The 17,683-nt window shown below is 67.4% G+C and carries 22 protein-coding genes; 13 read left to right on the top strand and 9 right to left on the bottom strand.

Going from position 1 to position 17,683, the window contains the following annotated elements; all coding sequences use genetic code 11:
• Positions 1-69 precede the first annotated feature (69 nt).
• Positions 70-444, top strand: coding sequence for a hypothetical protein (locus tag BM382_RS27805; protein WP_026020012.1), 375 nt, complete (start codon positions 70-72; stop codon positions 442-444).
• 62 nt (positions 445-506) lie between these two features.
• The gene (locus BM382_RS27800) at positions 507-1,223 is read left to right on the top strand and encodes an alpha/beta hydrolase (protein ID WP_011060553.1); all 717 of its coding nucleotides are present in this window, start codon (positions 507-509) and stop codon (positions 1,221-1,223) included.
• 13 nt (positions 1,224-1,236) lie between these two features.
• Here the strand turns inward: BM382_RS27800 and BM382_RS27795 are convergent, their stop codons facing one another.
• Together BM382_RS27795 and BM382_RS27790 are read right to left on the bottom strand one after the other, a co-directional pair.
• On the bottom strand, positions 1,237-1,815 hold the full coding sequence (locus tag BM382_RS27795) for a DcrB/PsbP domain-containing protein (RefSeq protein ID WP_011060554.1): 579 nt from the start codon (positions 1,813-1,815) through the stop codon (positions 1,237-1,239).
• 154 nt (positions 1,816-1,969) lie between these two features.
• The gene (locus BM382_RS27790) at positions 1,970-2,755 is read right to left on the bottom strand and encodes a hypothetical protein (RefSeq protein ID WP_053157560.1); all 786 of its coding nucleotides are present in this window, start codon (positions 2,753-2,755) and stop codon (positions 1,970-1,972) included.
• A gap of 422 nt (positions 2,756-3,177) precedes the next feature.
• Between BM382_RS27790 and folE the strand changes: the two genes are divergently transcribed.
• From folE to BM382_RS27775, 3 genes are read left to right on the top strand one after another with little or no spacing between them, the layout of a single operon-like run.
• A complete protein-coding gene (gene folE / locus BM382_RS27785) occupies positions 3,178-3,738 on the top strand; it encodes a GTP cyclohydrolase I FolE (RefSeq protein WP_015635048.1) in 561 nt (186 codons plus the stop codon).
• Complete coding sequence (locus BM382_RS27780) at positions 3,739-4,266, top strand: chalcone isomerase family protein (RefSeq protein ID WP_041774165.1); 528 nt, start codon at positions 3,739-3,741, stop codon at positions 4,264-4,266.
• A gap of 24 nt (positions 4,267-4,290) precedes the next feature.
• Positions 4,291-4,818 (top strand): DUF3833 domain-containing protein, encoded by a 528-nt coding sequence (locus BM382_RS27775; RefSeq protein ID WP_011060558.1) that lies wholly within the window; start codon positions 4,291-4,293, stop codon positions 4,816-4,818.
• 18 nt (positions 4,819-4,836) lie between these two features.
• On the opposite strand, the gene BM382_RS27770 is transcribed toward BM382_RS27775, so the two are convergent.
• Entirely contained in the window at positions 4,837-5,292 is a 456-nt protein-coding gene (locus BM382_RS27770; protein WP_011060559.1) for a thiol-disulfide oxidoreductase DCC family protein, read from the bottom strand.
• Between the two features lie 208 nt (positions 5,293-5,500).
• Between BM382_RS27770 and BM382_RS27765 the strand changes: the two genes are divergently transcribed.
• Positions 5,501-6,769: an Nramp family divalent metal transporter gene (locus BM382_RS27765; protein ID WP_230493604.1), complete on the top strand. Its 1,269-nt coding sequence runs from the start codon at positions 5,501-5,503 to the stop codon at positions 6,767-6,769.
• A 179-nt stretch (positions 6,770-6,948) separates the two neighbouring features.
• Here BM382_RS27765 and BM382_RS27760 read toward each other — a convergent pair whose 3' ends face one another.
• Positions 6,949-7,893 (bottom strand): LysR family transcriptional regulator, encoded by a 945-nt coding sequence (locus BM382_RS27760; protein WP_072444690.1) that lies wholly within the window; start codon positions 7,891-7,893, stop codon positions 6,949-6,951.
• 191 nt (positions 7,894-8,084) lie between these two features.
• Between BM382_RS27760 and BM382_RS27755 the strand changes: the two genes are divergently transcribed.
• Positions 8,085-8,510, top strand: a complete 426-nt coding sequence (locus BM382_RS27755; protein WP_225368796.1) for a DMT family transporter — start codon at positions 8,085-8,087, stop codon at positions 8,508-8,510.
• Between the two features lie 2 nt (positions 8,511-8,512).
• Positions 8,513-8,965, top strand: a complete 453-nt coding sequence (locus tag BM382_RS27750) for a DMT family transporter (RefSeq protein WP_011060563.1) — start codon at positions 8,513-8,515, stop codon at positions 8,963-8,965.
• Positions 8,966-8,972: 7 nt separating this feature from the next.
• Here the strand turns inward: BM382_RS27750 and BM382_RS27745 are convergent, their stop codons facing one another.
• The 4 genes from BM382_RS27745 to glcD are packed head-to-tail and all read right to left on the bottom strand — an operon-like array spanning position 8,973 to position 13,188.
• A complete protein-coding gene (locus BM382_RS27745) occupies positions 8,973-9,380 on the bottom strand; it encodes a heme-binding protein (protein ID WP_019094212.1) in 408 nt (135 codons plus the stop codon).
• Between the two features lie 23 nt (positions 9,381-9,403).
• Positions 9,404-10,621, bottom strand: a complete 1,218-nt coding sequence (gene glcF, locus BM382_RS27740; protein WP_019094211.1) for a glycolate oxidase subunit GlcF — start codon at positions 10,619-10,621, stop codon at positions 9,404-9,406.
• A gap of 3 nt (positions 10,622-10,624) precedes the next feature.
• A complete protein-coding gene (glcE, locus tag BM382_RS27735; protein ID WP_072444688.1) occupies positions 10,625-11,689 on the bottom strand; it encodes a glycolate oxidase subunit GlcE in 1,065 nt (354 codons plus the stop codon).
• The gene (glcD, locus tag BM382_RS27730; RefSeq protein ID WP_011060567.1) at positions 11,689-13,188 is read right to left on the bottom strand and encodes a glycolate oxidase subunit GlcD; all 1,500 of its coding nucleotides are present in this window, start codon (positions 13,186-13,188) and stop codon (positions 11,689-11,691) included. Before glcD ends, glcE begins: the two co-directional genes overlap by 1 nt.
• A 231-nt stretch (positions 13,189-13,419) precedes the next feature.
• Between glcD and glcC the strand changes: the two genes are divergently transcribed.
• Both glcC and BM382_RS27720 read left to right on the top strand, forming a co-directional pair.
• On the top strand, positions 13,420-14,187 hold the full coding sequence (glcC, locus tag BM382_RS27725) for a transcriptional regulator GlcC (protein WP_011060568.1): 768 nt from the start codon (positions 13,420-13,422) through the stop codon (positions 14,185-14,187).
• Between the two features lie 132 nt (positions 14,188-14,319).
• The gene (locus BM382_RS27720; protein ID WP_015635060.1) at positions 14,320-14,490 is read left to right on the top strand and encodes a hypothetical protein; all 171 of its coding nucleotides are present in this window, start codon (positions 14,320-14,322) and stop codon (positions 14,488-14,490) included.
• A gap of 49 nt (positions 14,491-14,539) precedes the next feature.
• Here the strand turns inward: BM382_RS27720 and BM382_RS27715 are convergent, their stop codons facing one another.
• Positions 14,540-14,767, bottom strand: a complete 228-nt coding sequence (locus BM382_RS27715; RefSeq protein WP_011060569.1) for a DUF6555 family protein — start codon at positions 14,765-14,767, stop codon at positions 14,540-14,542.
• Positions 14,768-14,991: 224 nt separating this feature from the next.
• On the opposite strand from BM382_RS27715, the gene BM382_RS27710 reads away from it, so the two are divergent.
• The 3 genes from BM382_RS27710 to BM382_RS27700 all read left to right on the top strand — a co-directional run bounded on the left by BM382_RS27710 (position 14,992) and on the right by BM382_RS27700 (position 17,347).
• On the top strand, positions 14,992-15,765 hold the full coding sequence (locus BM382_RS27710) for an AraC family transcriptional regulator (protein ID WP_011060570.1): 774 nt from the start codon (positions 14,992-14,994) through the stop codon (positions 15,763-15,765).
• Positions 15,766-16,175: 410 nt separating this feature from the next.
• Positions 16,176-16,349: a DUF1427 family protein gene (locus BM382_RS27705; RefSeq protein ID WP_015635062.1), complete on the top strand. Its 174-nt coding sequence runs from the start codon at positions 16,176-16,178 to the stop codon at positions 16,347-16,349.
• Positions 16,350-16,390: 41 nt separating this feature from the next.
• Complete coding sequence (locus BM382_RS27700) at positions 16,391-17,347, top strand: quinone oxidoreductase family protein (protein ID WP_011060572.1); 957 nt, start codon at positions 16,391-16,393, stop codon at positions 17,345-17,347.
• Positions 17,348-17,683 lie beyond the last annotated feature (336 nt).

The raw sequence follows: 17,683 nt of genomic DNA, 5'->3' as shown, positions 1-17,683 counted from the left end.
AGCGCGCCCACCCCTTGATCCGGCGTCACGCCCTGCGCCGGCCAGCCGGCTCCTACGACAGATGTGCCCATGCCCCGAGTGTCGCTGTGCATCCGCCTGCTGTTCGCCCTGTGTCTGCTGGCGGCGACGTTCAATCACCTGCGCGCCGCCTTCGAGCATGGCCTGCTCTGGGATTATGGCTACGGCGCCGCCACGCCCCTGGCCAGCCGGGCCTTCTGGGGCTCCCTGACGCTGTTCGATCCGCTGGCGGCGCTGCTGCTGTTGGTGCGCCCGCGCTGGGGCCTGCTGCTGACCCTGGCAATCATCCTGCTGGATGTGCTGCACAACAGCCTCTACGTGGCGGCCCATGGCCAGTGGCTGGAGACCTTCTACCTGTCCCAGGTGGGGTTTGCGCTGGCGGTGCTGCTGTGCTTGCCGCTGGCCTGGCGCGGGCTGGGCAGATGAACGCTCGGGGCTGGCAGTGCTAGGCTCTGGCGACCCGTTTTTACCCCTTCAAGGAGCTACACATGATCCGCTACCTGGCGCTGTTGGCGCTGCTGGCCGCGCCTTGGGTGCAGGCCGCCGATGCACTGCACGATGACCTGCCGCTCAAGTATCTGGAGCAGGCCCCGGCCGAGCCGCGCAACCAGCCGCTGGTGATTTTCCTGCATGGCTACGGCAGCAACGAGGCCGACCTGTTCGGCCTTCGCCAGCGCCTGCCGGCGAGCTACACCTATGTGTCGGTGCGGGCACCGCAGACCCTGGAGGAGGGCAGCTACCAGTGGTTCCACCGCAAGGGCCAGGGCCCCTACGACGGTGTGACCAGCGAGCTGGCCAGCGGCGCCGAGCTGATCGGCCAGTTTGTCCGCGCGGCGCTGGCCAAGTACCAGACCCAGCCGGACAAGGTGGTGCTGGTGGGGTTCAGCCAGGGCGCGGTGATGGCCTATGAAGTGGGCCTGCGCCATCCGCAGTCGGTGCGGGGCATCGCCGCCTTGAGCGGGAAGATCCTGCCGGTGCTGGCAGCGCAGGTGAAGAACAACCCGAGCCTGCAGCGCCTGGGCATCTTCATCGGCCATGGCACCCTTGACCAGCGCCTGCCCTACAGCGATGCGGTGGATGCCCAGCGCTTGCTGCAGGGGTTGTCACTGCAACCGCAGTTCCATGCCTACCCGGGCCTGGGGCACAGCATCAGCGAAGCGGAGATCGACGACCTCAAGGGCTGGCTGCAGGGGCTCAACCCCTGAGCCGGCACGGGGTCTACTGACCGAGGATCTGCTTCATCAGCGCGGTGTGGCCGGCCTTGTCGGTGGCCCGGGAAATTATCTGGATCACCGCCATGCGTGTGCCGGAGCCGGCAATCAGGGTGGAGTTCAGGGTCAGGCCGCCGCCCATGGTGGCGGTGCTGTCGATCTGGCGCACGCCAAGGCCCTTGAGGGTCATGTTCTTTTCGCTTTGCTTGCTGAAATCCGGCAGCGCCGCGGCCTGTTGCGCGAGAAAGCCGCTGACCGCGTCATCGAGAAAGGCGGCGTCGTTGTCCTGGACCTTGGCCCCATGGGGAATGGTGTTCTGCGCCGCGATCACCACGGTACGGGTGGTGGCGTTGGAATACAGGGTGCCGCTGGCACCCTCGGTGCCATTGGCCTCGCTGCCGGCCGGCAGTACCGAAGCGCTGAACCCCTTGGGCAGGGTGAAGGCGAGCTTGCCGTCGAGGACTGCGACCTTCTCCCCCGAGGCCTGCCTGGCCGCGGATTTGCTGGCGGCGACCGCGTTCAGCGCGCCCAGGCCCGCCACGGCGGCGAACACCAGGACCAGGGCTTTTCTAGCGAAAGATGACATGCGCAATCTCCGGGCAGTGATCAAAGGCGCGCATCATCCCACGGCCGTTGCGGCCTGCTCCACAAGGATTTTTCAGCGCGGCTCCGATGACGGCCAGCCAAGGCTCGTAGGAGCTGGCTGGCCAGCGAAAACTTCCGCCAGCCCGGTGCAAGACTCAAGGGCCCCTGCGCCGGCCAGCCGGCTCCTGCACAGTGGCTCGCAACAGCCGCTTGCTCAGCCCCAGGACCAGCATCGACGCTGCCAGCGCCACCGCGAAGGCGAGCATGCCCAGCGGGGGCAGGGCCAGTGCCAGGGCCAGGCAGAAGGCGGCAAAGGCGTACAGGCCGGTGGTCAGGGAGCGCAGCAGGACGGTGGTGAAGGCCACGCCACGACTCTGATGGGAGAACACCGCAAGGACGCTGCCAAGCACCGGGAACACCGCGAGCATGCCGCTCCAGCGTTCGCCGACGGTGCTGGCCAACAGGGTCACGGCCAGGGTCAGCAGGGCCCCGGCGAGCATCCGGTAGGGCAGTTTGTCGGAGCGCGGCCCAGGGCTGGCGGGCAGTTCGCCCACCGGCGGAAACAGCCGTGGGGCCAGGAGCAGGGCGCTGGCGGCGCAGAGGCTGGAAAAACCCAGGGATGGCGGCACCTGGGCGATGATCGTGGCCAGCAAGGCCCACACCAGGGTCGCAATGGCCAGGGCCCCGGGCCAGGAGAAGCGCTGCGCGGCATGGGTATAGGCGACGCTGAAGGCGATCATCGCGAACACCGCCGACAGGGCCGCCACCGCGGCATGGGTGGCGAACACCTGGCCCTGCTCCAGGGCCAGGAACAGCAGGATCGGCCCCACCACCACGGGAAACCCCGCCAGCCAGCCAGCGACATTCGGGCCCCAGCGCTTGCTCGCCAGGGAGATCAACCACAGAAATCCGGGAACGGTCAGCAGTTTCAACAGCAGCATGGGCGCACTCGGCGGATGAACGGTGCGCCACGCTAGCATCCAACGAAGCGATTGGCGCGTATCTGCAGGCAGGGAAGTGGTCGGGAGTGAAGTGCAGGGTCGTTTTTTCTTGTACAGATAAAAAGTATTGAATCGATTAAAGGCTTATTTGTACAAGTATTTGGGCTTATAAGGCATTTTTAGCCGATAAAAATTGTACAAAAATTAAATTGTCGTATAGGTTTTTAAGGTGTGGGATGTGCCGATAGCTGCTCAGTTTTTCAAGGGGCGGCGGTCGCTGCCCACGCTTTTTGGGCTCCGAGGTCAGGCCCGGGTGGAACCGGGGCTGGGTCAGTTAGGTGGTCGACCACCTCGGAGGCCTTTTTTTCCTTGGCACGTGCAAGGAATTGCCCGCCCTGCCAGCCTTTCGGAAGCCATGCGCCATGCACGATCCTCTCTCCCAGCACTTTCACGGCATTTTGCAGGGGTTGGGTGAAGACCCGACCCGCGAGGGCTTGCGGGACACCCCGCAGCGAGCCTCAAAAGCCTTGCGTTATCTGTGCCATGGTTACGAAACCAGCCTCGAAGAACTGGTCAACGGTGCGTTGTTCAGCTCCACCAGCGACGAGATGGTGATGGTCCAGAACATCGAGTTGTATTCCCTGTGCGAGCACCATTTGCTGCCGTTCATTGGTCAGGCTCATGTGGCTTACATCCCCACCGGCAAAGTGCTGGGCCTGTCCAAGGTGGCGCGGATCGTCGACATGTATGCGCGACGCCTGCAGATCCAGGAGAACCTCACGCGGCAGATTGCCGAGGCGATCCAGGAAGTGACCCGGGCGGCCGGGGTGGCGGTGGTCATCGAAGCGCGGCACATGTGCATGATGATGCGCGGGGTCGAGAAGCAGAACTCGCTGATGAACACCTCGGTAATGCTGGGGGCCTTTCGCGAGTCGGCCAGCACCCGCCAGGAGTTTCTTCAGCTGTTGCGCAGGCAGCCTTGAATGAAACGCAGGCGGCGAGTGGGCGTGGCCCGGTTGCTGTGGCTGCTGGTGCTGCTCAGCGCTACGGCCAGTGCCGGTTGGCAAGAGTCGTTGCCCAATGCGCGGCTGCTGGGCAGCGGCGAGTTCAGCTGGTTCGGCTTCAAGGTCTACACCGCGCGGCTCTGGGGCACGACGTTGCCATTGACGGCCGATAGCCCCTTCGCCCTGGAACTGACCTACCGGCGCACGATCAGCCGCGGCGATCTGGTGCAGACCAGCCTCGACGAGATCCAGCGCCTGTCCGGCAGCGCGGTGAGCCCGGCGCAACTCAAGGACTGGCAGGCGCAGATGCAGCGCGCCTTCGTCGATGTCGAACCGGGCCAGCGCATCACCGGGGTGTTCCTGCCCGGGCGCGGGGTGCAGTTCTTTGTCGACCAGCGCTTGCAGTACAGGGTCGAGGACGAAGCCTTCGCCCGAGCGTTTTTCGCCATCTGGCTCGACCCGCGCACGCGCAATCCGCAGTTGCGCGCACAACTGCTGGGCCAATAGCGGGCGCAGCACAGGAGATATTCCATGCTCAAGCAATACTTGTTAGTGCTGTGCCTCGGCCTGGTCGCATGCAGCGACACCGACGTCAAGCAGTACCGTGACCAGAAGCCCGAGCTGGAACTGCGGCAGTTCTTCAAGGGTCGTGTCGAGGCCTGGGGCCTGTTCCAGAAGCGCTCCGGCGAGGTGATCAAGCGCTTTCATGTGCAGATCGACAGCCGCAGCGAAGGCGAGAAATTCATCATGCACGAAGACTTCACCTACAGCGACGGCACCCGCCAGACCCGGGTCTGGACCCTGGTCCCCGCGGGGCCCGGCCTGTGGCGCGGGACCGCCGACGATGTGGTCGGCGAGGCCCGGGGTGAGGTCGCCGGCAATGCCCTGCGCTGGCGCTACGTGCTCAACCTGCCGGTGGATGGCAAGACCTACCAGGTGCACTTCGACGACTGGATGTACCTGTTGGACGAAAACACCCTGGCCAATCGTTCTTACATGACCAAGTTCGGCTTCGAGCTCGGGCAGGTGACGCTGTTCTTCCGGCGTCAGCCCGGCTGATCGGGCCGGGTCGGGGCCTCAGGACGGGTCGTCGAGAAAGCGCCCCTGGTGATCCGGGCTCGGCAGTAAACAGACGTCGAGACGGCCGAACAACCGATAGCGATTGCGCGCAATAAGGTCGTAGACCCAATCCCGCAGCGGCCGGGGAACCCCGCGCAACAGCCGCAGCCAGCGCCAGGGCGCCGGCAGTTGCGCCATCAGGCGGATAAACGCATCGGAGCGCTGGGACAGCCGGCCTTCCTCGATCAGCACCACGCTGTCGAACTGTTCGGTGGGCAGGCCGAACCAGGCCAGCAGCGCCTGGCCCTGGGGCGATTGCACCGAGGCCAGCTTGATCCGCCGCTGGCTGTCGTGGCGGATGACGAAGCGCACCGAGGCATTGCACAGCTTGCACACGCCATCGAACAGCAGCACCCGGTCGCCGGGTTGCAGGAAAGGGGGCAGAGGTTCGGGGGGCGTCGCAGTGCTGTTCACAGGGCTACCTTGGGCCAGAAAATACTCACTGCCGAAGGTTTCGGCGCAGGGCACAACCTGCGCAGCATACTCGCCTTGGCGGGGTAAATTCAGGCTTGGGTGCCCGCATTGAAACGTCTAAGCTGGGCCCCTGCGCCAATCCGCCTGGGAAATATCCGTGAAATTCAGCTTGCCGAAAATCGCCACCGCGCCCTTTTGCCCGCCGGAGGTGGCGGGTTCCGTCGCCGTCGACCCCGGCGCTTCCCTGTGGCGCCGCCTGCTGCGCTTTGCCGGCCCCGGGCTGCTGATTTCCATCGGCTACATGGACCCCGGCAACTGGGCCACGGCCATCGAGGCCGGCTCGCGCTACGGCTACAACCTGCTGTTCGTGGTGCTGCTGGCGAGCCTGGCGGGGATGGCGGTGCAGTGCCTGTGTTCCCGCCTGGGGATCGCCACCGGGCGCGACCTGGCCCAGCTCTGCCGCGAGCGCTACAGCACCCGTTCGGCGCGCACCCAGTGGCTGCTGGCAGAGGTTTCGATCATCGCCACCGACCTGGCCGAAGTGCTGGGCTGCGCCCTGGCGTTCCACCTGCTGCTGGGGGTGTCCCTGAGCACCGGGATCGTCATCACCGCCTTCGACACCCTGCTGGTGCTGGCCCTGCAGAACCGCGGCTTCCGCCGGCTGGAGGCGATCATGCTGGCGCTGGTGGCGACCATTGGCGTGTGCTTCTTCATCGAGCTGCTGCTGATCAAGCCCTACTGGCCGGACGTGGCCCGGGGCTTTGTACCCTCGCTCTCGGCCATCGGCGACGCCGCGCCGCTGTACCTGGCCATCGGCATCCTCGGCGCCACGGTCATGCCCCACAACCTCTACCTGCACACCTCCGTCGTGCAAACCCGGCTGGTGGGCAACGACCGCGCCAGCCGCGCCGACGCCATCAAGCTGGCGCGGATCGACACCATCGGCTCGCTGGCCCTGGCGCTGCTGGTGAACGCGGCGATCCTGATCCTCGCCGCCGCGGCCTTCCACAACACCGGCCACAGCGATGTGGTGGAGATCCAGGACGCCTACCACCTGCTCGACCCGCTGGTGGGCGGGGCCCTGGCCAGCGTGCTGTTCGGCGTGGCGCTGCTGGCTTCGGGGCAGAGCTCGACCTTCACCGGGACCATTGCCGGGCAAGTGATCATGGAGGGTTACCTGAACCTGCGGATTCCCTGCTGGCAGCGGCGCCTGATCACCCGTGGGCTGGCCCTGATCCCGGCGTTCATCGGCGTCTGGCTGCTGGGTGACGGCGCCGTGGGCCAGTTGCTGGTGCTGAGCCAGGTGGTGCTCAGCCTGCAACTGCCGTTCGCCCTGTACCCGCTGATCCGCATGACCAACGACCGGCGCCTGATGGGCGAGTTCGTCAACCGCTGGCCGACCCGGATCCTCGCCTGGAGCCTGTTCGCCATCATCAGCGCGGCCAATGCCTGGCTGATCCTGCAAATGGCCCTGTAGGAGCCGGCTTGCCGGCGAACGGCCCCTGGATCCTGCGCAAGCCTTGCCGCCGCCTTCGCTGGCAAGCCAGCTCCTACGGGGCGAGTGAATGGCGTGCTCTTGTAGGAGCCGGCTTGCCGGCGAAGGGGCCCTTGGACTCTGCACAAGCCTTGCTGCCGCCTTCGCTGGCAAGCCAGCTCCTACGGGGCGGGGCGGCGGTCCCAGTAGGGCTCGGGGCCGAATTTCTCGACGAAGAAGTCGATCACCGTGCGCACTTTCACTGACAGCCGTCGGCTGCCGGGCCAGAGGGCGGCGATCTGTTGCGGTTCGAGGCTGGTGGCCACGTCGAAGTCTTCGAACAGCGCCACCAGCCGGCCCTGGTGCAGGGCTTCGCCAATCAGCCAGGAAGGGAACATCACCAGCCCCAGGCCCTGTTCGGCGGCCTGGGTCAAGGTGTCGGCGTGGTTGCCGGTCAGCGGGCCCTTGACGCTGTAGGGCGTCCAGTCTGCCCGGCCCTGGCGGAAGAACCAGCGCTGCTGGCCGGTCTCGCCCTTGTAGGCCAGGCACTGGTGCCGCTGCAGTTGCTCCGGGTGCTGCGGGGTGCCGTGCCGGGCCAGGTACGCCGGGCTGGCCGCTACCCGGTAGCGCTGCGGGGCCAGCAGGCGCGCCTGCATCGAGGAGTCTTCCAGGGTGCCGATGCGAAACAGCAGGTCAGTGCCGTCCTGCAAGGGGTCGATGTAGCGGTCGGTCTGCTGGATATCCAGCTGCAGCTTCGGGTAGCGCCCGTGCAGTTCACCGAGCCAGGGCGACAGGTGGCGCTGGCCAAAGACCACCGGGGCGTTGATCCGCACCAGCCCGGCCGGCTCGTCTTGCTGTTCCTGCAACGCCTGTTCGGCTTCCTCCCACTGCGCCAGCACCCGCCGCGCGTGGTGCCCCAACAGGCGCCCGGCCTCGGTGGGGCTGACGGCGCGGGTGTGGCGGTAGAGCAACTGCTGGCCCAGGGCCTGTTCCATCAGTTGGATCTGCCGTGAAATGGACGAGGGCGCCAGCCCCTCGCGGCGCGCCACGGCAGAAAAACTGCCCTGGTCGAGCACGGCGATAAATAGGCGCAGGGCCTTGAAACCGAGGTCGTTGAAGCCGTACATGGGTCGATCCTGCTGTGCGTTTTGCGCAAAGGTGTTGTCGGCATGCTCCCATTTATCGCAAAGCTTGCGCAATCGATAATGCCGGCCATTCCTTGATGTCGAGCAGGTGTTGCATGTCCTCTGAAACCATAGAAGTACCGCTGCCCAACCCGGTGGCGAGCGCTGTACCCGCTGCCGGCTGGCAGCGTCTGATGCTGTTGCCGCTGGTGATCCTGGCGGGCATGGGCCTGTCGGTGGAGGCCGGTCTGCTGGGCCCGCTGGGGAGCCAGGTGGGCCATCTGTGGGCGACCCTGAGCATCTTCGGCGTGGGCACGGCGCTGCTGTTGCTGCTGCTGTTGTTCAGCGGCCCGCAGCCCGGCCCGGCCTTCAGCCAGTTGCCGCGCTGGCAGTTGCTGGGCGGGGTGCTGGGGCCGATCTACGTGGTGGTGCTGACGTTGGCCACGCCCCATATCGGCATTGCCATGACCATGATCGCGATCCTTTCCGGGCAGGTGGGCAAAAGCGTGCTGATCGACCATTTCGGCTGGTTCGGCAGTGCCCGCAAGCCGGTCAATGCCGAACGCTGGCTGGCCCTGGCGCTGATTGTGCTGGCCCTGATCCTGATTGCCCGAGGTTGAAGATGAATCTGTTTCTATTGCTGGTTGTGGTGGTGGCCGCCGGTGCGGTGCTGAGTGTGCAGGCGGCGATCAATGGCCGCCTGGGGGAAAGCGTCGGTGTGTTGCGCAGCAGCCTGCTGACCTTTGCCGTGGGTGCCCTGATCACCGGGCTGCTGATCGTGTTTTTCCAGCCGCCCCAGGCGATGAGCCTGCTGCAGGCGCCGAAATGGCAACTGACCGGCGCGTTGTTCGGCGTGGTCTACATGCTGGTGATGGTGGGGGCCGTGCCCCGGGTCGGCACTGCGGTGGCCACGGTGGCGGTGATTCTCGGGCAGTTGGGCATGGGCATGCTGATCGACAACTTCGGCTGGTTCGGCAACCCGGCCATCGAACTGTCGCCCAGCCGCCTGCTGGCGATGCTGTGCCTGGCCCTGGCGCTGCTGTTCATGTACCGCAGCAGCGTGCGCCGCGCCTGAACCCGCTTCAATCGCCCTCCAGGCACGCGGCGCCAGCCAGTGCCACCTGGGCGTCTTCACCGGACTTGACCCCGGAAACCCCCACCGCGCCGACCACCTGGCCGCCGACGCGGATCGGCACGCCGCCTTCCAGGGAGGTGAGCAGCGGCGCCGAGAGAAAGGCGCTGCGCCCGCCATTGACCATGTCCTCGTAGGCCTTGGTTTCGCGCCGGCCGAGGGCCGCGGTGCGGGCCTTTTCGGTGGCGATATAGGCACTGATCGGCGCGCAGCCGTCGAGGCGTTCCAGGGCCAGGGGATGGCCGCCGTCGTCGACCACGGCGATGCTCACCGCCCACCGGTGGCGCTGGGCCTCGGCGCGGGCGGCGGCGAGGATGCGGCGGACTTCGTCTTGACCCAGTACGGCTTTGTGCTGCATGGCGAGCTCCAGGGGCGTGAGGTTCAGGGCAGGGCGGCTTCCAGCACTTCGATCCAGTGCCGTACCGGGGTCCGGCCGGCGCCGTCGAGGTGGCTCTGGCAGCCGATATTGGCGGTGGCAATGAGGTCCGGCTGGCCGCTTTCCAGGGCCTGCAGCTTGTCGTCCCGCAGTTGCCGCGCCAGCGTCGGCTGGGTCAGCGAATAGGTGCCCGCCGAACCGCAGCACAGGTGGCTGTCGGGCACCGCGGTGAGGTGAAAACCCAGGCGTTGCAGCAGGCGTTCCACGGCGCCGCCGAGCTTCTGCGCGTGCTGCAGGGTGCAGGGGCAGTGGAAGGCCAGGCGCTGGTCGCTGTGGGCGCCGAGCTGTTCCAGGGGTTCGTCCCGCAGCACTTCCACCAGGTCCCGGGCCAGGGCACTGACGCGCTGGGCCTTGCTGCGGTAGGCCGGGTCATGGGCCAGCAGGTGCTGGTAATCCTTGATGAAGGCGCCGCAGCCGCTGGCGGTCTGGACGATGGCTTCGGCCCCCAGTTGCAGGTGCGGCCACCAGGCGTCGATATTGCGCCGGGCGCGCTGCAGACCGGCTTGCTGGGCATCCAGGTGATAGTCCACCGCGCCGCAGCAGCCGGCCTCGCTGACCGGTTGCACGCTGATGCCCAGGCGATCCAGGACCCGCGCTGCGGCGGCGTTGGTATTGGGTGACAGCCCCGGCTGCACGCAGCCTTCGAGCAGCAGCACGCGCCGTGCATGGCGCAGGGGCGGACGCGGTTTGGCGCTGGGCACCTGGCGCGGCAGCTTGTCCTGCAGGGCCTGGGGCAGCAGCGGGCGCAGGCGGCTGCCGCCATGGATCAGGGCCTTGAACAGCTGCGGGTTGGCGCTCAGCGCCCGCAGGCCGCGGCGCAACAATTGCTGGCCGACGGGCCGGGGCAGGGCGGCATCCACCGCGGCGCGGCCGATGTCCAGCAGGTTGTGGTAGTCGACCCCGGAAGGGCAGGTGCTTTCGCAGTTGCGGCACGACAGGCAGCGGTCCAGGTGCTGCTGCGCCTGGGCGGTGGCCGGGGCGCCTTCGAGCACCTGCTTGATCAGGTAGATGCGCCCCCGCGGGCCGTCCAGCTCATCGCCCTGCAACTGGTAGGTGGGGCAGGTGGCGTTGCAGAAGCCGCAATGCACGCAACTGCGCAGGATGCGCTCGGCTTCGGCGGCCCGGGGCAGTTGCCGGGCCTCGGGGCTGAGGGTGGTCTGCATGGTCTAGAGCTCCGCGTAGAGTCGGCCGGGGTTGAAGATCCCTTGCGGGTCCAGCTGGGCCTTGAGGCGCTGGTGGTAGTGCAGCAGGGTCGGCGCCAGGGGCTGGAACGGGCTGTCCAGCAGGCCGTGGCTGTAGCAGCTGGCGTGGCCGCCAACGGCGCTGACAACGGCGCGGATGTCGGCGGCCGTGGCATCGGTCTTCAGCCAGCGCTGGGCGCCGCCCCAGTCCAGCAGTTGTTCGCCGGGCAGGGGCAGCAGCGGCGTGTTGTGCGGCACCGACAGGCGCCACAGCGGCGGGCCGGGGTTGAAGAAGTCCAGTTGCTGCTCGTTGAGCTGGCTCCAGTAGCCCGGGTCCAGGGGCTCGCCGCCGAGCCGGTCATGGGCCGCCGCCACCGAGCCTTCACCGCCCTCCAGGCGTAGGTGCAGGCGTTCGCCGTCATGGCAGGCGGCGCTGATGGGCAAGGGCTGCTGGCCCCATTCGGCAAGCTGGGCGAGGGCCCGCTGGCGGTCCATTTCCAGGCTCAGGCTCAGGCATTGCCGGGGCTTGGGCAGGACCTTCAGCGAGACCTCGGTGACCAGCCCCAGGCAGCCGTAGCTGCCGGCCATCAGCCGTGACAGGTCATAGCCGGCGACGTTCTTCATCACCTCGCCGCCAAACCGCAGGTGTTGGCCGCTGCCGCTGATGACCCGGGTGCCGAGGACGAAATCGCGCACCGCCCCGGCCCAGGGCCGGCGCGGCCCGGACAGGCCGCTGGCGAGCATGCCGCCCAGGGTCGCGCCCGCGCCGAAGGACGGCGGTTCGCAGGGCAGCATCTGCCCGGCGGCGTCCAGGGTGGCGTGCAGCTCGGCGAGCGGCGTACCGGCCCGGGCGCTGATCACCAGCTCCGTGGGGTCGTAGCTGACGATGCCGCGATGGCTGCGGGTATCGAGTATTTCCCCGGCACTCTCGCGGCCGAGAAAGGCCTTGCTGTTGGAACCCTGGATGCGCAGCGCGGTGTTGCTCGCCAAGGCATCGCGCACCTGTTCCAGCAAGGTCTCGGCGGCGTCGAAATCGCTGGCCACGTTCATCAGAATCGCTCCAGTTCGGGGAAGGGCAGTTGCCCGTGGTGGATGTGCATGGCGCCAAATTCGGCGCAGCGGTGCAGGGTCGGGATGTTCTTCCCCGGGTTGAGCAGGCCGCTGGGGTCGAAGGCCGCCTTGATGGCGTGGAACAGGGTCAGCTCGTGGTGGTTGAACTGGGCGCACATCTGGTTGATTTTCTCCCGGCCCACCCCGTGTTCGCCGGTGATGCTGCCGCCCACTGCCACGCACAGTTCGAGGATCTTGCCCCCCAGGGCCTCGGCCCGCTCAAGCTCGCCGGGCTGGTTGGCGTCGAACAGGATCAAGGGGTGCATGTTGCCGTCGCCGGCATGGAACACGTTGGCCACCCGCAGCTGGTGTTCGTCGGCCAGGCGGGCGATGCCCCGCAGCACCCCCGGCAGCTCGCGGCGGGGAATGGTGCCGTCCATGCAGTAGTAGTCCGGGGACAAGCGCCCCACCGCCGGGAAGGCGTTCTTGCGCCCGGCCCAGAAACGCACGCGCTCGGCCTCGTCCCGGGCCAGGCGCACCTCGCTGGCGCCGGCCCGTTCCAGCACCTGGCGCACCCGCTCGCAATCGTCGTGGACATCGGCTTCCACGCCGTCCAGCTCGCACAGCAGGATGGCCTCGGCGTCCACCGGGTAGCCGGCATGGATGAAATCCTCGGCGGCGCGGATCGCCAGGTTGTCCATCATCTCCAGGCCGCCGGGGATGATGCCCGCGGCAATGATGTCGGCCACGGCGCGGCCGGCGGCTTCCACCGAGTCGAAGGCCGCCAGCAGCACCTTGGCGATCTGCGGCTTGGGCAGTAGCTTGACCGTGACTTCGGTGATCACCCCCAGCAGGCCTTCGGAGCCGGTGAACAGCGCCAGCAGGTCGAAGCCCGGCGCGTCCAGGGCCTCGCTGCCCAGGGTCAGGGGCTGGCCTTCGACGCTGAGCATCTGGACCTTGAGCAGGTTGTGCACGGTCAGGCCGTATTTCAGACAATGCACGCCGCCGGCGTTTTCCGCGACATTGCCGCCAATCGAACAGGCGATCTGCGAAGAGGGGTCGGGGGCGTAGTACAGGCCGAAGGGCGCGGCGGCCTGGGAGATCGCCAGGTTGCGCACCCCGGGCTGGAGCCGGGCGCAACGGGCGGCGGGGTCGATCTGGAGGATTTCCTTGAAGCGCGCCATCACCAGCAGCAGGCCCTTTTCCAGGGGCAGGGCGCCACCGGACAGGCCCGTGCCGGCGCCCCGGGCCACCACCGGCACCCGGTGGGCGTGGCAGATCTGCAGGATGCGCTGCACCTGGTCCAGGTGCCGGGGCAGGGCCACCAGCATCGGCGTGCTGCGGTAGGCGCTCAGGCCATCGCATTCGTAGGGTTTGAGCTGTTGCTCCTGGTCCAGCAGCTCCAGCTCCGGTAGCTGCTGGCGCAGGGCCTGGATCAGGGCCTGGCGGTCGACGTCGGGCAGGGCGCCATCGAGGCGTTCGTCGTAGAGAATCGTCATGGCGGCTAAGGACCTTGTGTGGTTTTTATCAGGTCGCGAATGCTGTACGGCTGCCTTGCATGATTGGCCCGGCGGGCTTTAGTGTCCATGTGCGTTGGCAGTGGTCGAACCACTTTGTTTTCCAGGGCAGGCCGGGGTTTTTCCGAAAGATCAGGTTTTTCAAAAGCTTGGCGGGCGCGCAGGAATAGCCGGACAAATGGCACAGGGCTGGTCATACCAGTGGGAGGAAGCATGCAGGACACGCAAGCGGGGCGTCGGCCCCAGGTGGCGGACCTGGTCTGCGCACGGATCGAGCGGCTGATCGTCGACGGGGTATTCAAGACCGGCCAGTTGCTGCCCTCGGAACGGCGCCTGACGGCCAAGCTCGGGGTTTCGCGCACGGCCCTGCGCGAGGGCCTGAAACTGCTGCGGGCGCGGGGCATCATCGACACTCGACAGGGCCGCGGCTCCCAGGTGGCGCAACTGTCGGCCCCGGCGGCGCAGTCGCCGCTGATGCATCTGTTCAGCTCCCAGCCCCGCACCCTCTACGACCTGCTGGAAGTGCGCAGCCTGCTTGAAGGCGAGTCGGCGCGGCTGGCGGCCCTGCGCGGCACCGAAGCGGATTTCGTGCTGATCGAGCGCGCCTACCAGGCCCTGCTGCAGGCCCATGAACAGGCCCTGGAGCCCGCCGCCCTGGCGCGCCTGGACCACGCCTTTCACCTGGCGATCTGCGAGGCCTCGCACAACCCGGTGCTGGTGCAGACCCTGGGCTCGCTCACCGACCTGCTGCTGAACTCGGTGTTCGCCTCGGTCAACAACCTCTATCACCGCCCGGCGCCCAAGCGCCAGATCGACCGCCAGCATGCGCGGCTGTACAACGCAGTCACCGGGCGCCTGCCGGAACAGGCGCGCAAGGCGGCGGTGGCGCATATCCAGGGCATTGCCCGCAACCTCAGGGACATCGAGGACGAAGAACAGCGGCTGGTGCGCGCTACCTTGCGTTTGCAGGGCTGGGAGTGAGGGGCCGACCATCAGTCGCGTGCGCCCTGGCCGGGCGGTGCCTTGGCCTAACCTGTGGGGACTCGGCCCGAGCGGGGCGCTCGGTGAAGCACCCGCCCAAAGGCCCGAGCCTTGAACCCTAGGAGCCATGCCATGTCCACGCAAACCTGTGCCTGCCCGGCCTGCACCTGCAAGCTGGGCGCCCATGCCATCGTCCGTCACGGTAAGCACTACTGCTGCCAGGCGTGCGCCGACCATCACGCCCACGGCGAGCCTTGCGCTTCCACCGAAGGCTGCAAATGCGCCAAGGGCGCCCACGGCTGAGGGGGGATCGGCGGGTGGGGCCGTGCGGCTCCACCCGCGTTGCTGCGTCCTAGACCGAAGGGCGCCAGGTGACGTTTTCGATACCGAACTTTTCGGCCATGGGCTTGCTGGTCTTCTTCACCCGTTCGCGGCCGAAACGTCCTATCCGACCCACTCCAGCGTCGCAACTGGCCCAGTGCCAGGCCTCGGCGTTGTCCATCTTTTCCTGGCGGATGATGAAGGACTTGGGGGCGCCGTGGAGGGTGTATTCGATGACGAAAAGTTTTGCGTTGTTCATAAAGCCTTTGTTCCTCCCTGTGATCTTTTAGTGATCCTGGGGCGGCGGAAAAATTCACTCTGATTGTCCGTCCGGGCTACCGACGGTCATGGGCCGCCAGCCGCTCTATCCGAATGGATTCCCGAGCGGCGCCCAGGCCTTCATCCGGATGGGCGCGGCAGCGGTTGGCGGCGCCCCGGGCGGCTGGTTACCATGGGCGCCCGCCGACCTGCCGCGACCTTGCCATGGCCCTAGCCGCACCCCCCGACCTCAGCGACCCCGCGATCCCGGTGCAACCCCTGGCCCGCACCTATCCGCGGGGCTTGTTCATCGAGCCCCATGAACACGATTGGGGCCAGTTGCTCTACGCCATGAGCGGGGTGATGTGGGTCGAGACGCCCCATGAAGCCCTGGTGGTGCCGCCCCAGCGCGCGGTGTGGTTGCCGCCGGGGGTGAGCCACGGGATTCGCGTGGTCAGCGACCTGCAGATGCGCAACATCTACTTGCGCCCGTCCCTGGCGGCGACCCTGGACCCCAGCGTCCAGGTGCTGCAGGTGGACAACCTGCTGCGCGAATTGATCGTGCGCCTGGTGGAACTCGACCCGCCGCAGCCGGAGTACTACGAGGCGCTGGTGGGGCTGGCCCTGCTGGAACTGCGCCGGGCTCACCGCTCGCAATTGAAGATAGCCCTGCCGGACGCCTCCGACCGGCGCCTGGGCAGCCTGTGCCAGGCGGTGATGGCGGCGCCGTCCCTGGCCATCTCCTTTGAACAGCACGCCGATGCGGCGGGGGCCAGCGTGCGCACCCTGGCGCGGCTGTTCAAGGAGCAGTTGGGCGTGGGCTTTGCCGAATGGCGGCGCCAGGTGCAACTGGCCACCGCTGCCGCGGAGCTGATCCAGGGTGTACCGGTGAGCCGCATTGCCCGGGAGCTGGGTTATTCCCCCAGCAGCTTCAGCGACATGTTCCGCCGGGAACTGGGTGTCGCGCCTTCCCAGTACGCCAGCGCCAACCAGGTGTAGCCGCTGCCACAGGCTCGGGCCGCGTTCGGACGAACGGCTCCGCAGGAGACGCGGCAATCTCAAAGCCGCCATAGGTTCGTCGGGATATCGCCAAGCAAGGCCCTTCGGTCCTTTTCGCAGCTTCGCAGGCTCAGCAGCGGCTACAGGGACTGCCTGGCGTCGTGTAGCCGCTGCCGCAGGCTCGGGCCGCGTTCGAACGAACGCTCTGGGCGGCACTCCGTCGCAGGAGACGTGAAGATCCGGAGAGCGCCGGATGTGCATCAGGCGGACGCCAGCCAAGCGACCGCCAGGGTTTCGGCCTTGGCCGAAATCCTGAAGCACTTGGCCGATGCCGCGGGACCGTGCCACCTAGACTGTGCCGCACACGCCACTTCACCCCGGCATGAGCCGCACGGCCTCTGGAGCGCAGCATGAACTACCTGATTTCCCTGGCCGCCGGCCTGTTGGTCGGCCTGCTTTACGGCGCCTTGCAGGTGCGTTCTCCGGCGCCGCCGGCAATTGCCCTGGTTGGCCTCTTGGGCATGCTCGGCGGTGAGCAGTTGTGGCCCCTGGGGCGCCAGTTGCTCGGGAGCTGGCTGTCCTGAACACGCATTTTTCCTTTCTCCCCCGACTCATGGAACCGACGATGAAAGCACTGCAATTTTCCGCCACCGGCGACCTCGCGGCCCTGCACGTAGTGGACCTGCCCACCCCGGTACCGGGTGCTGGCCAGGTGCTGGTGCGCATCAAGGCCGCGGGCCTCAACCCCAGTGATGTGAAGAACGTCCTCGGGCGCTTTCCCTACACCACACTGCCGCGGGTGCCCGGGCGGGACTTTGCCGGGGTGGTGGAGCAGGGGCCGGCGCAACTGCTGGGCCAGGAAGTCTGGGGCACCGGCAAGGAGCTGGGCTTCTTCGCCGACGGCAGCCATGCCCAGTACGTGGTGCTGTCCGCCCAGGGCGTGGCCCGCAAGCCACGGCACCTGAGCTTTGCCCAGGCCGCAAGCCTCGGGGTGCCCTACACCACGGCCTGGGATGCCCTGGAGCGCAGTGGCGTAGCCCGTGACACCCGGCTGCTGGTGATCGGCGGCGGCGCGGTGGCCTCGGCGGCCCTGGCCCTGGCCAAGGTGCGCGGCGCCCGGGTGCTGGCGGCGGCGCGCCGGGTGGAGCAGGTCCAGGCGCTTGAAGCCCAGGGCTACCCGACCTTGCACCTGCAACAGCCGGAAACCCTGGCGGCCCAGGTGGCCGAAGTCTATGCCGGCGGTGCCGAGGTGATCTTCGACACCACCGGCTTCTGGCTGCCGGCCTCGGTGCCGGCCCTGGCCACCTTTGGCCGCATCGCCATCATCGCCGCCCCGGTGGACGGCCATGTGCAACTGCCGGCCCTGGCGCTGTACCGCAAGGGTGGCTCGGTGGTGGGGATCAACTCGCTGTTGTATGGCGTAGAGGCGTGCGCGGCGATGCTGGAGCAGTTCGGCCGCTATTTCGATGAAGGCCTGCTGCCGCTGCCGGAAGGCCTGGTGGAATCGCCGCTGGAACGGGGGCTGGAGCGTTATGCCGAAGTGAACCAGGGGCGCGGCGAAAAAATCATCCTCATCCCATGAGCGCAGCGGCCATCCCTGCGTAGGAGCCCGCTTGCTGGCGAAGGGGCCCAGAGATCGCCTTCGCCGGCAAGCCGGCTCCTACGGGGGATGCGTGCGCTGCGTGTTCTGTGTAGGAGCCAGTTTGCTGGCGAATAGGCCCTTGAGATCGCTTTCGCCGGCAAGCCGGCTCCTACGGGGGATGCGTGCGCTGTGTGTTCTGTGTAGGAGCCAGCTTGCTGGCGAAGAGGGCGCTGAGATCGCCTTCGCCGGCAAGCCGGCTCCTACGGGGGATGCGCGCGCTGTGTGTTCTGTGTAGGAGCCAGCTTGCTGGCGAAGAGGGCCTTGAGACCTCCATCG

Source organism: Pseudomonas sp. NFPP25 (genome assembly GCF_900116505.1).
In the GTDB taxonomy this organism is placed as follows: domain Bacteria; phylum Pseudomonadota; class Gammaproteobacteria; order Pseudomonadales; family Pseudomonadaceae; genus Aquipseudomonas; species Aquipseudomonas protegens.
This window is presented reverse-complemented; position numbering and strand designations above follow the sequence as displayed.

Coding starts and splice junctions, on each gene's coding strand:
- BM382_RS27805 (WP_026020012.1), top strand. CDS start 70: ATGCCCCGAGTGTCGCTGTGCATCCGCCTGCTGTTCGCCCTGTGTCTG.
- BM382_RS27800 (WP_011060553.1), top strand. CDS start 507: ATGATCCGCTACCTGGCGCTGTTGGCGCTGCTGGCCGCGCCTTGGGTG.
- BM382_RS27795 (WP_011060554.1), bottom strand. CDS start 1,815: ATGTCATCTTTCGCTAGAAAAGCCCTGGTCCTGGTGTTCGCCGCCGTG.
- BM382_RS27790 (WP_053157560.1), bottom strand. CDS start 2,755: ATGCTGCTGTTGAAACTGCTGACCGTTCCCGGATTTCTGTGGTTGATC.
- folE (WP_015635048.1), top strand. CDS start 3,178: ATGCACGATCCTCTCTCCCAGCACTTTCACGGCATTTTGCAGGGGTTG.
- BM382_RS27780 (WP_041774165.1), top strand. CDS start 3,739: ATGAAACGCAGGCGGCGAGTGGGCGTGGCCCGGTTGCTGTGGCTGCTG.
- BM382_RS27775 (WP_011060558.1), top strand. CDS start 4,291: ATGCTCAAGCAATACTTGTTAGTGCTGTGCCTCGGCCTGGTCGCATGC.
- BM382_RS27760 (WP_072444690.1), bottom strand. CDS start 7,893: ATGTACGGCTTCAACGACCTCGGTTTCAAGGCCCTGCGCCTATTTATC.
- BM382_RS27755 (WP_225368796.1), top strand. CDS start 8,085: ATGCTGTTGCCGCTGGTGATCCTGGCGGGCATGGGCCTGTCGGTGGAG.
- BM382_RS27750 (WP_011060563.1), top strand. CDS start 8,513: ATGAATCTGTTTCTATTGCTGGTTGTGGTGGTGGCCGCCGGTGCGGTG.
- BM382_RS27745 (WP_019094212.1), bottom strand. CDS start 9,380: ATGCAGCACAAAGCCGTACTGGGTCAAGACGAAGTCCGCCGCATCCTC.
- glcF (WP_019094211.1), bottom strand. CDS start 10,621: ATGCAGACCACCCTCAGCCCCGAGGCCCGGCAACTGCCCCGGGCCGCC.
- glcE (WP_072444688.1), bottom strand. CDS start 11,689: ATGAACGTGGCCAGCGATTTCGACGCCGCCGAGACCTTGCTGGAACAG.
- glcD (WP_011060567.1), bottom strand. CDS start 13,188: ATGACGATTCTCTACGACGAACGCCTCGATGGCGCCCTGCCCGACGTC.
- glcC (WP_011060568.1), top strand. CDS start 13,420: ATGCAGGACACGCAAGCGGGGCGTCGGCCCCAGGTGGCGGACCTGGTC.
- BM382_RS27720 (WP_015635060.1), top strand. CDS start 14,320: ATGTCCACGCAAACCTGTGCCTGCCCGGCCTGCACCTGCAAGCTGGGC.
- BM382_RS27715 (WP_011060569.1), bottom strand. CDS start 14,767: ATGAACAACGCAAAACTTTTCGTCATCGAATACACCCTCCACGGCGCC.
- BM382_RS27710 (WP_011060570.1), top strand. CDS start 14,992: ATGGCCCTAGCCGCACCCCCCGACCTCAGCGACCCCGCGATCCCGGTG.
- BM382_RS27705 (WP_015635062.1), top strand. CDS start 16,176: ATGAACTACCTGATTTCCCTGGCCGCCGGCCTGTTGGTCGGCCTGCTT.
- BM382_RS27700 (WP_011060572.1), top strand. CDS start 16,391: ATGAAAGCACTGCAATTTTCCGCCACCGGCGACCTCGCGGCCCTGCAC.